The following is a 20580-nucleotide window of genomic DNA, read 5'->3' as shown; positions in this document are numbered from 1 at the left end:
TATTATTTGTTGATTCTTGTTTCAGGTGGACCCAGATAACTTGGTTTCATGTCACCAAAATCAGCCACCAATTTTTGCAATACCACGCCACTGTTCACCATCCAGTATTTGATCACATGCTTACCGGGTTTGTTGATCTTATGTTTACTTGTTTTAATGATAATATTTTCGCCCACCCATTTATTCCAGATACCGCTGATGCTGTTTTTATCTTCTTTATTCAGGCTGATGATTTGTGGCGCTTCATCATCAACAGAAATGGCATACTGCAAACCATTTTCTGTATTATGAAAATTCAATGAAGGAGAGAAGTATGCGTGGATCGTGAAACTGTCTTTACTGTAGGTATACATTTCATATTCCAGAAACGGAGTTGATGCGGAAGGTTGCTGTTCGGGTGCTGTTACAGGAACTGTTGTAACTGCATCACCTGTTCTGCCATGATCGGGCAACAGCTTCCATGAAATTGTTTTGCTGTTGTTTGCTTTGGTGAAATGCGCTGCTTCAATTGATACAACAGCAAATCGTTCGATAAAACTATTTGGCTTTGCATCAGCCGGTGGTTTTGCTGCGGGTACAGCGCCTATCTGTATGATCTCATCTTTAAATACAGTGCCTTCCGGCAGATAATTCACTTTCGGCATTCTGTTAAACGGAGGTTGCTGCCAATAGGTATAACCAATATGTGTTTGACTCATCATGTGATTCCACTTCCCGTTATTGAGTTTGTGGTATTCAATGGTAATGAGCGAATCTTTGTTGTATAGCTCTTTTACCCTATCAGCATATTCAACAGTTGATTCATACTTTTCTTTAAACGCCTCTTTATTCATCGCAACGTTGTAATACATGTCGTTGAGATTTGCACAAGCTTTAATTGGATGCAGCACCAGTTGAAAGAAGGCGTCTTTTTGTTCGGCTGCTAATTCACTGTTGATCTCTTCTGCTTTGGTAAGTAAGTCATTGTAATCATTTACTACATTTTCCCATTCGCCATAAAATAAACTGTATGTTCTGTCGTCCAGCAGTTCAGGTTTTCTTCTGCCATTGTACTTCGCATATTTCGCAAGCAGTTCGGCAATAGCAGTTGCATGTTTTGTTCCGAATTGTTGTGCAGCCCATTTTACTGTGTACGCTTGAATTTCTGCAGCGTCAATCTTTGTTGGATCCCATGCATAATCTAAAAAGAACGAAATGGGAAGTTCCATTGGTTTGATATCACCCACATTTACTATCCAGATATCTTTTACATTATGCTCGTATGCCAAATGCATCTGCTCCCAAATACGTGGCAGCGGATTTGTATTAAGCCATTTGTAATTACGTGGACCACCTACATAATCGAAGTGATAATAAATACCGTAACCACCTTTGCGTGGCTTCTCTCCAACTTTGGGCAACTTGCGTAGATTACCCCAGTTATCATCGCACAACAAAAGCGTTACATCATCGGGCACTCGCATGCCTTTATCATAGTAATCCTGCACTTCTTTGTACAAAGCCCAGAGTTGAGGTGTTTTTTCAGCCGGCTTGCCGGTTACATCTGCAATAATTTTTCGTTGGTCTTTTACAATTCGCTCAAGAAGCGAGGTAGCTGTTTCCCTGCTCATTGGTTCATCACCATCACCACGCATACCAACGCTTACAATTTTTTCGTTCCATGCACGCTGCATACCACCTCGCCAGAATTCTTTCAGTCCGGCTTCTGTACTGTCGTAATTCCATTTTTGTTTTTTGCCATATCTGGCCCATTCAGCATGTGCACGCATCAATGGCTCGTGATGTGATGTACCGATCACAATGCCATATTCATCTGCAACTTTTATATTGAGTGAATCATCATCGTAAAATGCATTGCCCCACATAGCAGGCCAGATGTAGTTGGATTTTAAACGAAGCATCAACTCAAACACCTTTGCATAAAATTTTGAATTGAAGCCGCCGAATTTTTCTTTGCTCCAATTGCTGAGTGCAGGTGCTTCATCGTTAATAAAGATGCCACGGTATTTCACTTTTGGAGCATCGCTGATCGTTGCACTTGCATTGATATAGATTTCTTTTTTTGTTTGAACAGGTACATCGGCCCACCAATACCAGGGCGATACACCAATTTGTTTACTCAATTCAAAAACAGCGAATGCTGTTGCTCTTCTGTCGCTGCCGACAATTACAAGCGCCTGATCAATTCCTTTTACCGGATTTTTTACAGTAAGTATCTTATACGCTTCCCACTTGCCTTTGATATCTGCAACTGAGATTTTCTTTTGTTGGATGAGTTGTTTGATGAAAGATGATTTGTCAGCAGAACCAATAATGATGGCTGTACCTGTTGCATTTGAAACGGTATTGCTGATCGGCAATTGTTTCAATGTAACCGATTGCATATCACTTGCAAAAAAAAGTGCCGACTTGTTTACAACAGCATGATCATCCTTATCAACGAGAATTGTAGCGTTGGATAACGCATAGGACGAAGGGCTTGCAGTTTCTGCAAGCAGTTGTGCATTGCTATATGACATGCAAACACAAGAAAGTACGACAAGCAAGATCGTTTTTTTCATACCTGTTTTCTATATTAAACCTGTTCTGCACTGCATGCAATACAGAACAGGTTGAGATCAATCGTTCATCACTTTAGAAACCAATGCTGTTGCCACCATCAACCGGCAACACAACACCTGTTACATATTTTGCTGCATCACTGGCTAAGTATAAAGCTGCTCCACCAATATCTTCGGGTTGTCCCATGTGGCCCATTGGTGTGCGGTTAAATACTTTTGCTTTCCGTTCGGGATCGCTGTTCAATGCTTTTTCTGTCATTGCACTATAAATAAACCCGGGTGCAATTGCGTTTACACGAATACCATTTGGTGAAAGCTCAACCGCCATTGCTCTTGTCATTCCATCGATCGCTGTTTTGCTTGCACTGTATGCAATTACTTTTGGCAATCCATATTGTGCTGCCATTGAACTGATGTTGATGATGCAACCACTTTTTCGTTTCAACATATCTTTCACCACTTCACGACTGATGCTGAATACAGCTGTCACGTTTGTTGTAAGAATGCGTTGAAATTCTTCATCGGTTACTTCTTCAAATACTTTCTTTTGATTGATGCCTGCATTATTTACCAGAATATCAATTTGTCCAAACTCAGCAAGAATATTTTCGATCAAAGCAGGAATAGATGAAAGGTCACTCAGGTCGCAGGTCTTATAAAAACCATTTTCGCCCAATTCAGCTTTTGCGGCTTTTAATTTTTCTTCATCCCGTCCAACAATAATTGTTTTGACGTTGTTTGCTGTAAATGCTTTCGCAATTGCTAATCCTAATCCTGATCCACCTCCCGTTACAATCGCTACTTTTTTACCCCCATCCCCTAAAGGGGCGCTTTGAATACTCATTTATTTTATTTGTTTTGTTAAACAATAATATTAATTCATTTAGTCAGACTATTAGAACAATTCAGTTCTTATCCCCCCTTTAGGGGATAGGGGTTTAGTTGCCCGGTGCAAACGGGAAACGTAAACTTTTATAATAGTCTAATGTTTTATCGGGCTGTTCGTAGTTCGAAGGAATTGGTTGTTTGGAGAAGGTCTGGAAGTAGAGCAAACATGCGTTGCGCCACCACTTTGCTTCGTCCAGTTGCGTATCGAGCAACATGCTTACTTCTCTGAAACGTTGCTCATCAATTTTTGATTGTTGTTTCAACCATTCCTGTTTCATCCATTTTACACTATCTGCACCTGTATAATATCTGTAAACAAGTTCGTTCCATAAGCTGCGGCCGCTTTTCATTTTATGTGTCCATGATGCATGATGAAACCAAAGCAAATACTTTTCATCGATTGTTGAAATATCTTCCCAATGTTTCCTTGCTTCAGGATGATATTGCCCAATTGCATTACTGCCGGTAGCAGTGCGATTAAAACCAATCCCCACACTATCTGCTTTGTGATAATAAACAGGATTCCATTCAGGACGATTGAGATTACTTACCCACGGACCGGGGCCGTAATGATGACCTGTTGCCATGATATGATGCAATCCAATCGGGTTCATATAATCAACCATAATTTCTCTGCTGCGTAACATCACATTTTTTGTTGTTGCTACAAACGCAGCATCATTGGAAAACGTCATCCGCAGCCATTCATCTGCAATGGCATCACTGGTAGTATTGTAGTCCCATGCCAGTCGTCCCAATGCATACCAATTGGCCTGCGCCATTGGATGCCCTGTCCAATTAATATCGTTACCGATGTTTGCAACACCCGTCATCCCATTCAGTGCATGATCATCTAAACTGCCATCGATCACTTTCGCAACCGTGCTTCCTTTTCCTTTTGCATAGGTGTCGCTGTCTAATACCTCTTTAAATAAAGGTGCAAGAAAAACCCAATTGGTTGCCTGCCCTAAATATTCCTGTGTTACCTGGAATTCCATCATCAACGGCGTTTTCGGCATGGCACCAAACAACGGATGAAAAGGTTCACGTGGCATAAAATCAATGGCACCATTCTTTACCTGCACCATTACATTGCTATTAAACTTTCCATCGAGCGGAACAAAATCATCGTTTGCCTGCTTGTGTCGATCAACCGGATTTTCTGCTGCATACACAAATGCACGCCAGATCACAATTCCTTTATGCGGAGCTACAGCAGCGGCCAACATATTTGCACCGTCGGCATGGGTACGTTTATAATCCTGCGGACCGGGTTGTCCTTCGCTGTTTGCTTTTACCAAAAACCCACCAAAGTCCGGAATGAGTGAGTAGATCTCATTCGCTTTTGCAGTCCACCATTGTTGTACAGTTGCGTCCAAGGGATCAGCCGTTTTCAATCTGCCGAGTTCAATTGGTGAACTGAAGCGTGCAGTTAAAAATACTTTTATACCGTATGGACGAAATACATCCGCCAGTTTTTTTACTTTTTCAAGATAAGCAGGCGTAAGGATAATGGAATTTGCATTGACGTTTGTTAATGCAACAGCATTAATGCCGATAGATGCATTCGCTCTTGCATAATCAATATAACGTTGATCGATAAACGTAGGAAGCCGATGCCAATCCCAAATCGAAAATCCTGCATAGCCACGCTCAACTGTGCGGTTAAGATTATCCCAATGGTTGAGCATACGTAATTTCAGCTTGGGTACTGAAACAATATTGAGATTACTAACCTGCTGATTAGTTTGTAATAATCGCAAATAATGAAAAATACCATAGAGCACAGCTATATCTGTATTGCCGGTAATAAATGTTTTGCCCGGTTTTGCTTTTATGATGAAGCCTTCATCACCAATGCGATTCAATTCTTCTTTTGTAACTAGTGCAGCTAAAACAGCAGATGACTGTACAGTGCCTGCTATGAATGCACTTGATGAAGCGATCGTACTATTGACTATGTATCGGTTTCTTGTTAATCCAGTAAAAGCAGTTGACAATTCTTTTCGTGCTGCCGCCGCAGTTGCTGATGAACCCAGTACAACAGGTGTTGCAATTTGTTTTTTGTATTGAACAAGCAGAGATGTGTTTTTGATGGGCACATAACGTAACCACAGATCATATCCATTCTCAGCCCGTACAAGCGAACCACAGATCAATAACAGCAGCAATACGTTTAATCTCTTCATGTTGGTAATCATTACAGCATCATCCTTTACGAAGCGAGGATTGACGGATAATTAATTCTGACTTTACAATGATGGTGTTTGTCTGTGTGATCTTGATATCACCTTTCAGGTGTGCAATTAAATTACGTGCAGCAATTTCGCCGATATCAATACCGGGATAGTCGATGGTGGTAAGTTGGGGTTCAATCAATGTGCTGATCGCATCGTTATTAAAGCCAACAATGGCAATATCTTCAGGAATGCGGTAGCCATGTTCTTTCAATGTTTTAATACATACAGCAGCCGAAAAATCATTGGTGATAAATGCTGCATCCGGCATAGGATGCATTTCCATGATCTGTAAAGCAGCTTCACGACCGCATTTTTCACTCAGATCTTTGATAAGCACAAGACTTTCGTCGAATGGAATACTGTGATCAAACAACGCATCTTTATACCCTTTGAAGCGTTGCGAATAAACGTTCCGATTTAGATTGGCTGTTACAATCACGATCTTTTTACAACCCTGCTCAATTAAATGATTCGTTGCCTGGTAACCGCTTTTATAGTTATCGATCACCACTTTGGCGTTATCTGAATTTTCTTCCACCCTGTCAAAAAAGATAACCGGAATATTTTTATCGAAGAAAGGCTGAAAATGATCCAACCCCTTTGTATCAAAAGATAGTGAAGCAATAATGCCATCCACCCTTTTGTGAAATAAGTTGAGTACATTGGCAGCCTCTTTTTTAAAACTTTCGGAGGAGTGTGTTATGATCAGGTCGTAACCTGCTTCGGTACTGATCTTCTCAATACCTGCCAATACAGATGTTATGAAGTTACTGTTCAATTCATGAACGATAATACCGATGGTGTTTGTCTTTTGTTTGCGCAGGTTACTGGCAAAGTTATTATGACGGTACCCCATTTCTTTCGCTGCATCCTGAATTTTCTTTTTTGTAACCTTACTGATCGCCGGATGATCTTTCAGCGCACGGCTGATGGTTGCAGTAGAAAGATCCAGCAACTGTGCAATATCATAAATAGTAACTTCCTTTTTTTCTTTCATGGCTCTGGTTGGTTTTGAAAAATACGCTAACCTTTCAATCGTTTCGATGACGCTCTTACTAAAAGGGGTGACTTCAACACAAGCTTGTTTGTTTTCAGTGCTGTTTCATCGCCTTTCAAAACATTGAACAATCCTGTTGCAGCCGCTTCGCCAATCGCATAACCCGGGTTATCAATCGTTGTTAAGTTTGGTTCGATCACTCTGCTTAACGCATCGTTGTTAAACCCAACAAAAGCAATCTCTTCCGGTATTTTAATGCCATGCTCTTTTAACCGACTCATGCAGTATGCAGCCGAAACGTCGTTAGCACAAAATACGGCATCTGGTCGTTCACGCATGCTTAATGAAAGAATATAGTTGGCGGCATCGATGCCATCCTGCTCATTCAATTCGCAGATAAAAACAAGATGTTCATCGTAGGCGATGTTATTATCTTCCAGCGACTGCCTGTAACCCCTGAGTCGTTCTGCATAAACATCTCTCAATAAATTTCCGCCAATATGCATAATGCGACTGCATCCCTGCGCAATTAGATGGGTTACCGCATTGTGGGCGGCCTGATAATTATCAATTACTACACAGGCACTTTTATCAGAGGGTAACGGCCGGTCAAAGGAAATTACCGGAATATGTTTATCAAAGAAGGGCTCCAAATGTGTGAGATCAGTGGTATCGAATGCAAGAGAAATCAGTAAACCGTCCACTCGTTTGTCGAACAAAGTTTGAGCATTCGTTTTCTCCAACTCTTTTTTTTCCAATGACTGCGTGATGATTATATGATATCCCTCTTTCCTCGCAACATCTTCAATGCCGGCCACCACCGTTGCCATAAAATAGCTATTCATCCGGTGAACGATGACGCCAATGGTTTGTGTTCGTCTGTTGCGGAGACTACTGGCAAAGTTGTTGTGACGGTAGCCCATCTCTTCTGCTTTGTTTAATATCCGGGCCAGAGTATCATCATTAACGGCATTGCTCTTCTTTAGCCCCCTGCTGATAGTAGCAGGCGATAAGTTAAGCTCACGGGCAAGGTCGTAAATAGTTACATCTTTATGCATCTTAGAAGCAGAAGAAAAATATGGTTGATCGCTCTAAGGTAGAAGTTTTTTTAAAAAATTAATGTAATCGGTTGCATTTTTAAAAATAATTCCTACATTAGCTTTCGGAACTTAAGTAGTCAGGGTAGTTTTAAGTGTACTCTGCCGCTTTATTTGCATTTCACTAGAGAGGAAATTTTTTCATTTAATCAATTAATAAAGATTGAGCACCGAAGAAAATATTCTTTGCGGCATTAACTGGATTTAATGCTATTTTTTTAGAGGTTTATGCAACCGATTGCAACTTAAAATCACCACATCCAACACCAATCGGATTGTGGTTTAACGATAACTGCTGATATGAGAAGATTGATTGCCTTGCGTGTAATTTTCACGACTGCCTTCTTCAAAGACAAATTCAGGTCTTTGCATTCGAGTGCAGTTTCTCTATTGTATAATACGCCTGTCAGTCACGACTTCCCGCAACAGCACTTTGTTTCCTTGATTTATTTCCCTCATCCTGACCCATAGGATCGCATTACTTTTTCTCTTCACACTGCTCATAATTTAACTGTTAAACTCAAAACTAGAATTGACTATGCCAAAGAAAAAAATCAGTTTGCCCCTATTCAAAAAACTGGCGGCAAATTTTCCTGCTTTTGTATTTGCGATCCTGTTACAGGTATTGCTCATACCAAATCAGGTATCAGCTCAAGACATTACTGTAAAAGGTACAGTGAACGGTGAAAATGGCACTCCATTAAGTGGTGCTTCGATCACTCTTAAAGGAACCAACAAAGGAACCACCACCGATAATAATGGTGCCTTCACGATCAGTGCTTCCAGAGGAAACACCTTGGTAGTTTCAGCGGTAGGTTATGCTGACAAAGAAGTTCGCATCGGCGACCAGACCACCATTACCATTGATCTGGTAGTAGGTGGCGAAGCACTTGAAGAAGTGGTTGTTATCGGTTATGGCACACAACGCAAAAAAGATGTAACCGGATCTACTATTACAATTAAAGGTGAAACCTTGAACGAGATCAAGGCGCCGAATATTTTTAACCAGCTACAAGGGCGTGCTCCGGGTGTTGATATTGTGAATAACAGCACGCAGATTGGCGCAGGGGGTCAAATCCGCATTCGTGGTAACCGTTCACTTACCGGCAACAACAATCCGTTGATTGTAGTTGACGGAATGGTGTATGGAGGTAGTGTGAATGATATTAATCCGGATAACATTGCGAGTCTGGATATCTTAAAAGATGCGTCTGCAACAGCTATTTACGGATCACGTGGTTCTAATGGTGTAATCATCATTACAACCAAACGTGGTACTTCGCAAAAAGCAACCGCAACCTATAACGGGTATGTAGGTGTTGTAAATGCAATTGGCACGTATCGTTTGTTTAATGGTGAAGAATATGCGCAGTTTAAAACAGATGCAAGACAAGGTCAACCAAACCCTGCCAACAACAATCCTTATGCATTAAATGCAACGGAACAGGCAAACCTTGCGGCAGGTGTGAGCACCGATTGGCAGGATCTGTTGTTGACACAAGGGATTCGTACCAGTCACGACATAAGTGTTAGAGGAGGTACCGACAGAACACAATACTCTTTTGGTGTGGGCTATTACAATGAGACCGGCATTATACATGACCAGAGCCTCAACCGGTATTCCTTTAATGTAAACATCGATCATAAAATTTCGGATCGCATTAAGGTTGGATTTACCAGCTTTAATACTTTGTTGCGTGCCAACAGACTTGGTACAAACGCATACGGCGCAGGTACAAGACTGGGGCCGTTGTACAAGCCTTATAATGACGATGGAACAATTAACTTTAAACCCGCTGCTTTACAAGGGGTTGATAACGCACAGATCAATCCGCTTACTGCTATTGGCAATAACGACCTGATCAAGGAATTTAACAGGAGATATCAGTTCCAGCATAATTTTTATGCTGAGATCAAGATCCTGAAAGATCTGAAATTCAAATCAACATTTGGTTATGGCTGGTCGCAAACACTTGCAAGCAACTATACAGGACCAAACACTGTATTTAACATCAATGCAACTCCTGCCGGTTCTAACTTGAGTCAGAACAATTCAGAAGGATGGCAATACACGATCAATAACTCATTGGAGTATAATAAAACCTTTGCCGGTAAGCATAAACTGACAGTGTTAGCGCTTCAGGAAGTTCAAAAAAATCATTTCCGTGCACAGCAATTTAACGGACAAGGTGTGCCTGCCGATTTTTTGCAGGATTATAACTGGCTTCAGGTAAATACGATCAACCCTCAGGGCGGTAATTTCAATGAATCTGCTTTGATTGGTTATATGGGCAGAGCTGTGTATTCGTTTGATGACAGATATCTCCTTACTGCTACGGTGCGTACAGATGGTGCATCTGTGTTGGCTCCCGGTAATCAGTGGGTAACCTATCCTGCCCTTTCTTTAGGTTGGAATATCGCTAATGAGAAGTTTATGCAGAATGTTACAGCTATTTCAAGCCTTAAATTAAGAGCCGGCTGGGGTATCAGTTCGAATGCTGGTATCGGAGCATACACAACATTGGGCAGCTTGGGTAACAACTTCTACAATTTCGGATCAGGTACGGCCATTGGTGTCAATTATGTAAATGGTTATCTTATTAACACGAGCCCGAACCCAAATCTTACATGGGAGAAAACATCGGGCATCAACATCGGTCTTGATTTCGGTTTGTTGAAGAATCGTATTACGGGCTCTGTTGATTTTTACAGAAACAACACAACCGATATCCTGTTGAACCGTGAGTTGCCACGCAGTAATGGTGTGAACAGCATCCTTGTGAATGTAGGCGAAACTGCAAACTATGGTTTAGAGTTTTCAGTAAGCAGTGTCAATATCGAAAGCAAAAGCGGTTTCAGATGGACCACTGATTTCAATGGCTTCTTTAACCGTGAAAAAATTGTTGCGTTGCAGTTAGGACTTCAACAAGATCGTGCCAACGGATGGTTTGTTGGACAACCAATCACGACTATTTTTGATTACAAAAAAGTTGGTATCTGGCAAACATCTGAGGCAGCCCAGGCTACTGTATATGGAGTTGCTCCTGGTGATATCAAAATTGAAGATGTAAATAAGGATAACGTGATTAACGATGCTGACAGGCAGATCGTAGGTAATTTCCAACCAAAACTTGTAGCAGGTTTATCCAACCGTTTTGAATTCAAAAATTTTGATCTGAACATCGTGCTGTTTGGCCGTTTCGGACAAACAGTGGTTGCTAACTATCTGTCTGCTGATGGTGGTGGTGCCGGTTACCCCTTCTTCCTGAATAGCCGTGTAAACCAACTGAAAGTTGATTACTGGACTCCAACTAATCCAACCAATGCATTCCCGCAGCCAGATGCAAGTAAAGATGCCTTGCTCTTTACTTCAACGCTTACTTATCGTGATGGTTCTTTCATTAAACTCAGAACAATTGACTTCGGATATAATATCCCTGAGAAGTTTTTGAGCAAAGCAAAAATAAGCGGAATCAGAGCCTATGTATCAGCACAGAATCCATTCATTTTATGGGCTCCGTTGGTAAGAGATGGTTTAGGTATTGATCCGGAAGGTAATGGTACAGGTAATGCGGTGGCTTCCCAAGGTGGTGGTTTGAACCCTGTTCAGGGACGTGCTATAACTGTAGGCATGGGTGTCCCTCCTTCACGTCAGATCATTTTTGGAGTTAATGTTCGATTTTAATCTTCTAAACTTTATAGTATGAAACATAAGAAAATAATATTCAGTCTGTTTCTGGGCTCCTTGCTTCTTGCCGCCACCGGTTGTAAGAAATTATTGGACGAACAGCCAAGAACAGGGTTTACGCCCTCATTCTTTTCTACCTCCGATGGTATTCAGGGAGCAATTGCAGGTATTTATTCCAGCTTCCGTGGACATTGGGGTACGCAAATTTTCACCCAGTTATTTAACGCAGGTACTGATGAATCTCTGAAAGGTGCTGCGGCTGATGTACAGCACTGGTTTGAATATAACAATGCGGTCATCAAAAGTAACACCGATAATTACTTAGGTTTTTGGAACGGCTTGTTCATCAATATCAATACAGCCAACGGTGTATTGGAATATGGTGCTGCTGCGAATATCCCGGCTGCACAAAAAACACAGTTGCTGGCACAAGCTAAATTCCTGCGTGCGTTCAATTACTTTTATTTGGTAACAACGTTTGGTTCTGTTCCATTAAAAACAACCTTCAATACGTCTGCCTCTGCTGCTGATGCACCATCTCCAATTGCAGATGTGTATGCACAGATCATCAAAGATCTAACGGAAGCGGCTGCTGATTTACCGAATACACCTGCAGCAGGTTTAGGTAAGCCGGCAACCAAGTCAACCGCTCTGTTCCTTTTGGCTAAAACCCATCTCTGGAGAGGTTGGTCTACAGTAGCGCAGCCAAATGATTTTCAGCAAGCATATACCATTTCAAAATCGTTGATCGATAACAAAGCAACCTACGGTTTAAATCTCTTGCCTTATTTCGGAAATATTTTCAGAGAAGGACAGGAATACAGTTCTGAAGTATTGATGGTGATCGATCATACGAAAGATCTGAAGTTCGGTCAAAACTCAGCAGTAGGTGCCGGTGCTACCAATGGAGCAGAAAACAAAGCCAATTTCTTCTGGCGTCCAAACTATCCCACTATCAATGCAAATTATCCGGCAGGTGGTGGTGCTAATGTTACGGTTCGTGATATCAACAATGGTCGTCCATTCCAACGGATCCGCCCCAACACAAGGTATATTATGGATGTTGCCTTTGCTAACAGAGCAACAGATGCACGTTATGAAGGAACCTTCCAAACAGTTTGGCTTTCTAACAGCTCCGAAATGTCTGTAAGAGGATCCAACGGTGCAGTAACACCAAGAGGTCAGCTGATCAACGGTATTGATACATCGATCTGGATGCGTGATCGCCTGGTTACACCGGCAGAAAGAGCGGCGTTCAAAGGAATTATGTTTGAACCAAATCACTTACCGGGAGCTACAGTTCCTTATACTGCGAGCTACTATCCGAATGTTCGGAAATTTGATGACTCAACAAGAGGAAATCTGAATGACTATTCAGACAGACCATATATCCTCTTCCGTTTCTCTGAAGTGTACCTCATTGCTGCAGAAGCTGCGTTGAAAGGTGGTGGTACTTTACAGGATGCTGCGGATATGATCAATGTGTTACGTACACGTTCCGCATTAAAATTAAATCAGTCTCCCGCAGAATACGCTGCCGCTGTGATCGCACAACAGGTTACCGCCGGTCAGATAACACTTGATTTTATTCTGGATGAACGCAGCAGGGAATTGTATGCAGAAGATACCCGCTGGTGGGATCTTGCCCGTACAAAGAAACTGGTGGATCGTGTAAAATTGTATAATCCTGAAGGTGCTGCCGGTGTTCAGCCATTTAATATGCTTCGGCCAATACCACAAACGCAGATCAACCTTGTGTCGGAAGGACCAAAGTTCCCACAGAATCCGGGATATGAATAAGAACTAATCGTTCAGTTCGATACTATCAGAATCTTTGCAAACCGGGAACCAGTTCGTCTGGTTCCCGGTTTGTTCTAAAAAAGAGAGCCTATTGCCAAAAATTTTACTTTAATTGTATTGTTATTATGAAGGGTAAGAGTCGCTATATCCAACTTTTTATTCTTGTTGTTGCTCTCTGTTCTTGCAGCGGCAACAACAAACAACTTACAGAAGAACCAACAGGTACCAATAACAGAGCGTACCAATGGGGGAAAATCTCATTAGAAGCAACTGCCAATGATACCGAAACATTTCGACCACGCCCTACTGTAACAGCACGAATGTTGGGACTTGTGTGGACGGCTGTTTTCGATGCATGGTCGAGGTACGATGAAAAGGCCCGACCCCTATACCTGCAACAGGTTGAGCGGGTACCGGAAGAAGAACGGACAATAAAAAACAAAGAAATTGCCATCAGCTATGCAGCTTACCGTGCTATGCTGGAATATTTTTACAGCGATTCAACAATGCTTCGCAACAAAATGAAAGAATTTGGTTTGGATCCGGATAATAACTCAACAGATCCAACCACACCAGAGGGTATTGGCAATCTTGCTGCCAAAACAGTTATCGAAGCAAGATTGAATGATGGATCCAATCAAACAGGCACAATGCCCGGCTCCAATGGAAAAGTCTATTCAGATTATACCGGTTATATACCCATCAACAGCGCCGATACACTCATCGATATTAAACGTTGGCAGCCAAAATATTTTGCAGACGGTAAAGGCGGAAAATTTGCTCCCGCCTGTTTAACCCCACACTGGGGTAAAGTAAAGCCGTTGTTATTAGACTCCGGCAGCCAGTTTCGTTGTCAACCTCCGCCTGCCATTGGCTCTGCACAATTAGAAAAGGAAGTGAAAGAAGTAGTGGAATTACAAGCTGCACTTTCCAATGAGCAAAAAGCATTGGTGGAATTTATGCGTGACGGACCAAAATCGGTTCAACAAGCAGGGCATTGGCTCATTTTTGCGCAGGATGTTTCTATTCGTGATAACCATTCATTAGATCAGGACGTAAAAATGTATTTTGCTGTTGAAGCTGCTGCTATGGATGGTTTTATTGCATGTTGGGATACAAAAATGGAATATGATTTTGCACGACCTTATACACTGGTGCATTATTATTTTAAAGATAAAACAATCAAAGGTTGGGGTGGTCCTGATAAAGGAATGATTGAAATGCCGGGACAGGAATGGCGACCCTATTCCCCCGAAACATTTTTATGTCCGCCTTTCCCTAGTTACATTTCAGGTCATAGTACTATCAGTGGTGCCTGTGCCGAAATTCTGCGGCTCTTTACCGGGAGCGATAAATTTGGAGTGGAGGTAAAACGTAAACCTGGTGAAATGACTGAGCCAGAACATACAGGAGCTGAAGTAACTTTATCATTTCCCACATTTACTGAAACAGCGAATATGGCTGGTCTATCAAGAGTGTTGGGAGGCTATCATATTCAATGTGAAAATGAAGAAGGCTTGAAGTTAGGACGTAATGTTGCTGCACTGGTGTGGCAGAAATATTTATACCACACAGGCGAAAAAAACTGAACACTCAGTAAAACGAAATAAGATGACAAGAAAAACTGTATTCGCATGCACTGCATGTATCATTGGCATGTTCATACTCATCCTTTCATCAGGATGTAAAGAAAAAAATACTACGGGAGATACCACCACATCTTCTGCCGATCCTGTTTTTAATAAAGTGACTACATCGCAAAGTGGCATCAATTTTACCAACATGGTAGAAGAAAATTACCATCGTAATTATTTCGACACATTTGCGTATGTGTACAATGGTGCCGGCGTAGCCACAGCAGATGTGAACAACGATGGATTGATGGATATTTATTTTACAGGAAATGAAGTGCCTAATAAACTATACCTCAACCAAGGGGGAATGAAGTTTAAAGATATTACCAGCACTGCAAATGTTGATGGTGGCAAGGGTTGGGATAACGGTGTAACGTTTGTTGATATCAACAGCGATGGGTTTATGGACATCTATGTTTGCAGAGGTGGTTATAAGGATACAGATGAAGAACGGACAAACCTGTTATTCGTTAACAATGGCGATCTCACATTTAAAGAAGAAGCAAAAAAATACGGACTGGACGACAAGAGTTATTCGATCAATGCGGCTTTTTTTGATATGGATAATGATAATGATCTGGACATGTATCTAACCAACCGTCCCGATTCATTCTACTTAGGTCTTTCACGAATGGTATCCGGCAAACGAAACCCTCCGGATCTTTGCAGGGATAAATTGTACCGGAATGATAATGGCAAGTTCACTGAGATCGGGAAACAGGCAGGGATCAAAAATAATTTCGGCTATGCATTGTCGGTAGTTACTGCCGATCTCAATAACGATGGTTGGGAAGATATTTTTGTTTCCAACGATTATGCCGATAATGATTACATCTACATCAATCAAAAAAACGGAACGTTTAAAGATGAAGTGAAATCGATGACCAATCATCTTTCGCTTTTTTCCATGGGCGCTGATATCGCCGATCTCAACAACGATGGATTTGAAGATATTCTGGTGATGGAAATGCTTCCGGAAAATTATAAGCGTTCCAAAGTTTCCATGCCACGTATGGATGTGCAGGGATTTTGGGCGATCGTTGACAGCGGTTTTCACAAACAATACATGCACAATGTGCTTCACCTGAATCATGGTAATGGATTTTTCAGTGATGTATCGCAAATGGCAGGTATTTCGAAAACCGAATGGAGCTGGTCTACACTTGCATCTGATTTTGATAACGATGGATACAGGGATATTTTCGTTGCCAATGGATACCGTCGTGATCTGTTCGATGGAGATATTCAGCAAAAGCAGGAAATGTACATCCGTGCAAACATGAACAAGTACAACTCGGCTGAAGAAATGTTTTCAAAAGGATTTAAAGAATACATGAGTATCTATGATCCCATTAAAGTGAGGAATTATCTTTTCAAAAATAAAGGCGGACTGAAATTTGAAAATGTTTCTGAAGCATGGGGCTTCAAAGACAGTACGTTTTCAAACGGAGCTGCTGTTGCTGATTTTGATAATGATGGTGATCTCGATCTTGTGATCAACAATCTTGATGGAGAATCTGATCTGTACGAGAATGTAACTGATAAGAAAAATAATTTCCTGCGCTTGAAGATGGAGGGTCCGGCACAAAACAGAGATGGTATTGGTGCAAAGATCTCTTTGTATTACGAAGGCAAGCTGCAGCAATTCTTTCAACAAAAAACAGTGCGTGGCTATCTTTCGTCCAACGATCCTGTTGTACATTTTGGTGTTGGAAAAACTAACAAGATCGACAGTGCAGTAATTGTATGGCCCGATGGAAAATCAAACAGCTTGCAAAATCTTACCACGAACCAGGTTGTAAAAGTAAACTATCAACAAGCCGTCCAATCAGGTAATCCTCGTTATGTGTACGATCCCTTATTTGCTGAAGTAACCAATCAATTTCTTTCAACTCCATTTCTGCATACTGAAAATAAGCTGGATGAATATGTTGACCAGGTATTACTACCGCATGAATTCAGCCGCAGTGGTCCCTTCGTTGCTACTGGTGATGTAAATGCTGATGGTACAGAAGATTTTTTTATTGGCGGAGCAAAAGATCAATCGGGTAGTTTGTATTTGCAGTTAAATGGAACGTTTGTAAAACAAACTATTGCTGCGTTTGACGCAGATAAGAAATATGAAGACATGGGTACGTTGCTGTTTGATGCAGACGGTGATAAAGATCTGGATCTTTATGTGGTAAGCGGTGGCAGTGAATTTAATGAAGGTTCCGGTATGTATCAGGATCGATTGTACATCAATGATGGCAAAGGAAATTTTACAAAATCGGTTCTGCCTGCCACTATCAGCAGTGGATCATGTGTAGTTGCATTTGATGTTGATGGTGATGGCGATCTTGATTTATTCAGAGGTGGAGAAGTAATGGCACATAAATATCCTTATCCGCCAACAAGCTATTTATTGATCAACGAAAAAGGAAAGTTTGTTGACAAAACAAATGAACTGGCGCCGGACTTGCTCAATATCGGCATGGTTAAATCAGCGATCGGAGCTGATTTAAATGGTGATAAAAAAGTTGAGTTAATATTGGCCGGCGAATGGATGCCTGTTAAAGTATTTGAATACACAAAAGGAAAAATGAAAGATGTTTCCGTCAACTACGGCGTTGATCAAACAGCAGGTTGGTGGAACAAACTGGTAGCAGATGATATTGATGGTGATGGTGATCTTGATTTAATTGCGGGTAACCTTGGAGAAAATTATAAGTTCCAGGCAAGCATTGAAAAACCATTTGAAGTGTATGCAAAAGATTTTGACGGCAATGGTACCAACGATATTTTTCTTGCCAAGCATCTGAGCAATAAAATGGTTCCGATCCGTGGAAGAGAATGTACATCGCAACAATGCCCGATGATCACAGAAAAATTTCCAACTTACTTATCGTTTGCAGAAAGTGATCTCACAGGTATTTTAGGTGATGATGCTTTAAAATCAGCTCTGCATCATCAAGCCCATCTTTTTTCTACAGTCGTATTTGTGAACGAAAAAGGAAAGTTCACCGCAAAGAAGTTGCCGATGGAGGCACAGCTTTCAACAGTTAACGGCATTATTGTAAAAGATTTTGATGGAGATGGCATTAAAGACATTCTCATGGCAGGAAATAAATTTGATGTGGAAGTGGAAACTACTCCTGCTGATGCTTCTCCGGGTGTTTTTCTGAAAGGGTTAGGCAATAACGAATTCAAAAGTTACATGCCAATGGCAAGTGGATTTTTTGTTCCCTATAATGTAAAGGATATTCAGTTGATCAATACAGGAAATCGCTCCGCTATTCTTGTAAGTTCGAACAATGACCGCCTGCGTGTTTTTGAAAAGCGCAACTAATTGAATTATTTCATGCTTGCAAAAACAAAAAAAGAGTTGTGTAGAAATTCGTGTTATGGGATCATGCTTTTGTTCTTGTTTGTATCAGGTTGTACAAACCTGCAACAGAAACAAACACAAAACCGTTTGCAGCATGCGTCAAGTCCATACCTGAAAGAGCATTCAGATAATCCTGTTGACTGGTATGAATGGGGCGATGAAGCACTCGCCAAAGCAAAACAGGAAAACAAACCTTTATTGATCAGCATTGGCTATGCATCCTGCCACTGGTGTCATGTAATGGAACGTGAAACCTTTATGGATACTGCAGTTGCCAGAGTAATGAACGAGTCTTTTGTGTGCATCAAAGTGGATAGAGAAGAACGTCCTGATCTTGATAATATTTACATGCACGCTTGTCAACTGTTGAATAAAGGAGAAGCAGGTTGGCCACTCAATGCATTTGCACTTCCTGACGGCAAACCTTTTTTTGCAGGCACCTATTATACAAAAGAAACCTGGCTTACACTGCTCCAACAAATCAGCGACAGTTATAAAAATAAATACAGCAAGGTTGTGTTGCAGGCAAATTCGCTTACCTATGGTATCATTGACAGCGACAGTCTTCTGTTTAAAAATATTACGACAGCGGATCGAGGAAACAAAGCCGGCTATCAGGCAATGTTTCAAACAGCGATCGATCAAATTGATCTTGTTAACGGAGGTCTGCAAGGAAAACAAAAATTTCCCACTCCGTCCGTTTGGGAATTCTTATTGCAGTACCATTATCTCACAGGTGATACTACTGCATTAAAAACCGCCACGACTACACTTGAAAAAATGGCATTGGGTGGATTGTATGATCATATTGGTGGTGGGTTTGCCCGTTACAGTACCGATAGTTTATGGCGTGTTCCTCATTTTGAAAAAATGTTGTACGACAATGGTCAGTTGATCAGCCTGTATGCACACGCCTATCAATTGACCAACGATGAATTTTATAAAACTGTTTTTACTGAAACACTTGATTTTATTGATCGGGAACTTTCATCGCCTGCTGGAGGTTTTTATAGCTCGTTAAATGCAGAAACAGATGGCGACGAAGGTGCATTCTATGCATGGGACTATGATGCGTTTGTAAAAACAACCGGCAAAGAAAACGCTGCATCCATTGCTGCCTATTATCATGTTCGGCCACAGGGAAATTGGGAAAAGAAACGAAATATTCTTTACACAACTCAACGGCCGGCTGCATTTGCAGTTGCCAACAACATCAATGTGGTTGACTTTACTACGCAGTTGAATAAAACCCGACAAACACTATTTGCAGAACGGAATAAACGAAGGAAACCCGCAGTTGATGATAAAATTCTAACCTCCTGGAATGCCATCATGCTCAAAGCATACCTCGATGCGTTTGCAGCAACGGGCAACGAAACGTATTTGCAAAAAGCAACTACAAATGCGGAGTTCCTCGAAAAAAATATGTTGGGAAAAGACGGGCACTTGTTGCGTAGTTACAAAGATGGTAAAGCTTCGGTTGATGCTTTTCTTGATGACTATGCATGGCTGGCATCTGCCTATTTAAAATTATATCAGCTTACGTTTAACAAACATTGGCTCATGCAGGCAAAGCTGATCACCGATTATTCGTTGGGTCATTTTTACGATCCATCATCGGGCATGTTTTTTTATACAGCTGCAAATGCTGCTAATCTGGTTGTAAGGAAAATAGATATTCAGGATCACGTGATTCCTTCATCCAATGCAGTGATGGCCGGTGTTCTTTATTCGCTTGCTACATTTCTATCTGATACTACCTATTTGAACAAAAGCACACGCATGCTAACTGTTGCTGCCAGTAAAATAAACGAACAACCGGCCTGGCATGCACAATGGTGTTCATTGTCGGGGTTGATGACTTACGGAACTTACGAGGTAGCTGTAATGGGAAGCGAAGCACAAAGCCGGAATCGTGAGTTGCAGAAAAAATATTTACCCGATTGTCTGTTCATGGGTTCAGCAAACGAAGAGAACCTCCCCCTGTTGCAGGATAAATTACAGGTCAATAAAACGATGATCTATGTATGTACCAATGCTACGTGCAAACTTCCGGTGGAGAGTGTAACGAAAGCATGGAATCAAATCAAACGAAATTAAGGCTAAAGGAACAAGCCTCCCCCCAAGAAACCTATTGAATATTGGTCACTGAACCCAGTTATTGCGCAGCGAGTTTCAATAAAATTTAAACAAATATGCAATCGGTTGCATTTTAAAAAAAAATCCCTACATTAGCTTTTGAATTCAACCTGCCAAATGTCTGGGTTAATTGTTTCGCAACAGTGGGAATTACTGAGTTTGAGTTGAC

General features: G+C 41.3%; 10 protein-coding genes. 5 read left to right on the top strand and 5 right to left on the bottom strand.

What is annotated here, in order from left to right:
* Positions 1 to 2 precede the first annotated feature (2 nt).
* The 5 genes from WG989_RS06995 to WG989_RS06975 all read right to left on the bottom strand — a co-directional run bounded on the left by WG989_RS06995 (position 3) and on the right by WG989_RS06975 (position 7744).
* Complete coding sequence (locus WG989_RS06995) at positions 3 to 2519, bottom strand: glycosyl hydrolase 115 family protein (protein WP_340428290.1); 2517 nt, start codon at positions 2517 to 2519, stop codon at positions 3 to 5.
* Positions 2520 to 2634: 115 nt separating this feature from the next.
* Entirely contained in the window at positions 2635 to 3405 is a 771-nt protein-coding gene (locus WG989_RS06990) for an SDR family NAD(P)-dependent oxidoreductase (RefSeq protein ID WP_340428289.1), read from the bottom strand.
* Between the two features lie 94 nt (positions 3406 to 3499).
* Complete coding sequence (locus WG989_RS06985) at positions 3500 to 5638, bottom strand: alpha-glucuronidase family glycosyl hydrolase (protein ID WP_340428287.1); 2139 nt, start codon at positions 5636 to 5638, stop codon at positions 3500 to 3502.
* Between the two features lie 19 nt (positions 5639 to 5657).
* On the bottom strand, positions 5658 to 6686 hold the full coding sequence (locus WG989_RS06980) for a LacI family DNA-binding transcriptional regulator (protein ID WP_340428285.1): 1029 nt from the start codon (positions 6684 to 6686) through the stop codon (positions 5658 to 5660).
* A gap of 26 nt (positions 6687 to 6712) precedes the next feature.
* Positions 6713 to 7744, bottom strand: coding sequence for a LacI family DNA-binding transcriptional regulator (locus WG989_RS06975; protein WP_340428284.1), 1032 nt, complete (start codon positions 7742 to 7744; stop codon positions 6713 to 6715).
* A gap of 577 nt (positions 7745 to 8321) precedes the next feature.
* Here WG989_RS06975 and WG989_RS06970 point away from each other — a divergent pair.
* From WG989_RS06970 to WG989_RS06950, 5 genes are all read left to right on the top strand, one after another.
* A complete protein-coding gene (locus WG989_RS06970; protein ID WP_340428283.1) occupies positions 8322 to 11468 on the top strand; it encodes a SusC/RagA family TonB-linked outer membrane protein in 3147 nt (1048 codons plus the stop codon).
* An 18-nt stretch (positions 11469 to 11486) separates the two neighbouring features.
* On the top strand, positions 11487 to 13271 hold the full coding sequence (locus tag WG989_RS06965; protein WP_340428282.1) for a RagB/SusD family nutrient uptake outer membrane protein: 1785 nt from the start codon (positions 11487 to 11489) through the stop codon (positions 13269 to 13271).
* Between the two features lie 125 nt (positions 13272 to 13396).
* Positions 13397 to 14860, top strand: a complete 1464-nt coding sequence (locus WG989_RS06960) for a vanadium-dependent haloperoxidase (RefSeq protein WP_340428281.1) — start codon at positions 13397 to 13399, stop codon at positions 14858 to 14860.
* Between the two features lie 22 nt (positions 14861 to 14882).
* The gene (locus WG989_RS06955; protein ID WP_340428280.1) at positions 14883 to 18233 is read left to right on the top strand and encodes a VCBS repeat-containing protein; all 3351 of its coding nucleotides are present in this window, start codon (positions 14883 to 14885) and stop codon (positions 18231 to 18233) included.
* 63 nt (positions 18234 to 18296) lie between these two features.
* A complete protein-coding gene (locus WG989_RS06950) occupies positions 18297 to 20372 on the top strand; it encodes a thioredoxin domain-containing protein (RefSeq protein WP_340428279.1) in 2076 nt (691 codons plus the stop codon).
* Positions 20373 to 20580 lie beyond the last annotated feature (208 nt).

The sequence above is a fragment of the Lacibacter sp. H407 genome, from assembly GCF_037892605.1.
In the GTDB taxonomy this organism is placed as follows: Bacteria; Bacteroidota; Bacteroidia; order Chitinophagales; family Chitinophagaceae; genus Lacibacter.
Note: the sequence above shows the minus strand (reverse complement) of the source record. Positions and strands in the feature narration are given on the sequence as shown.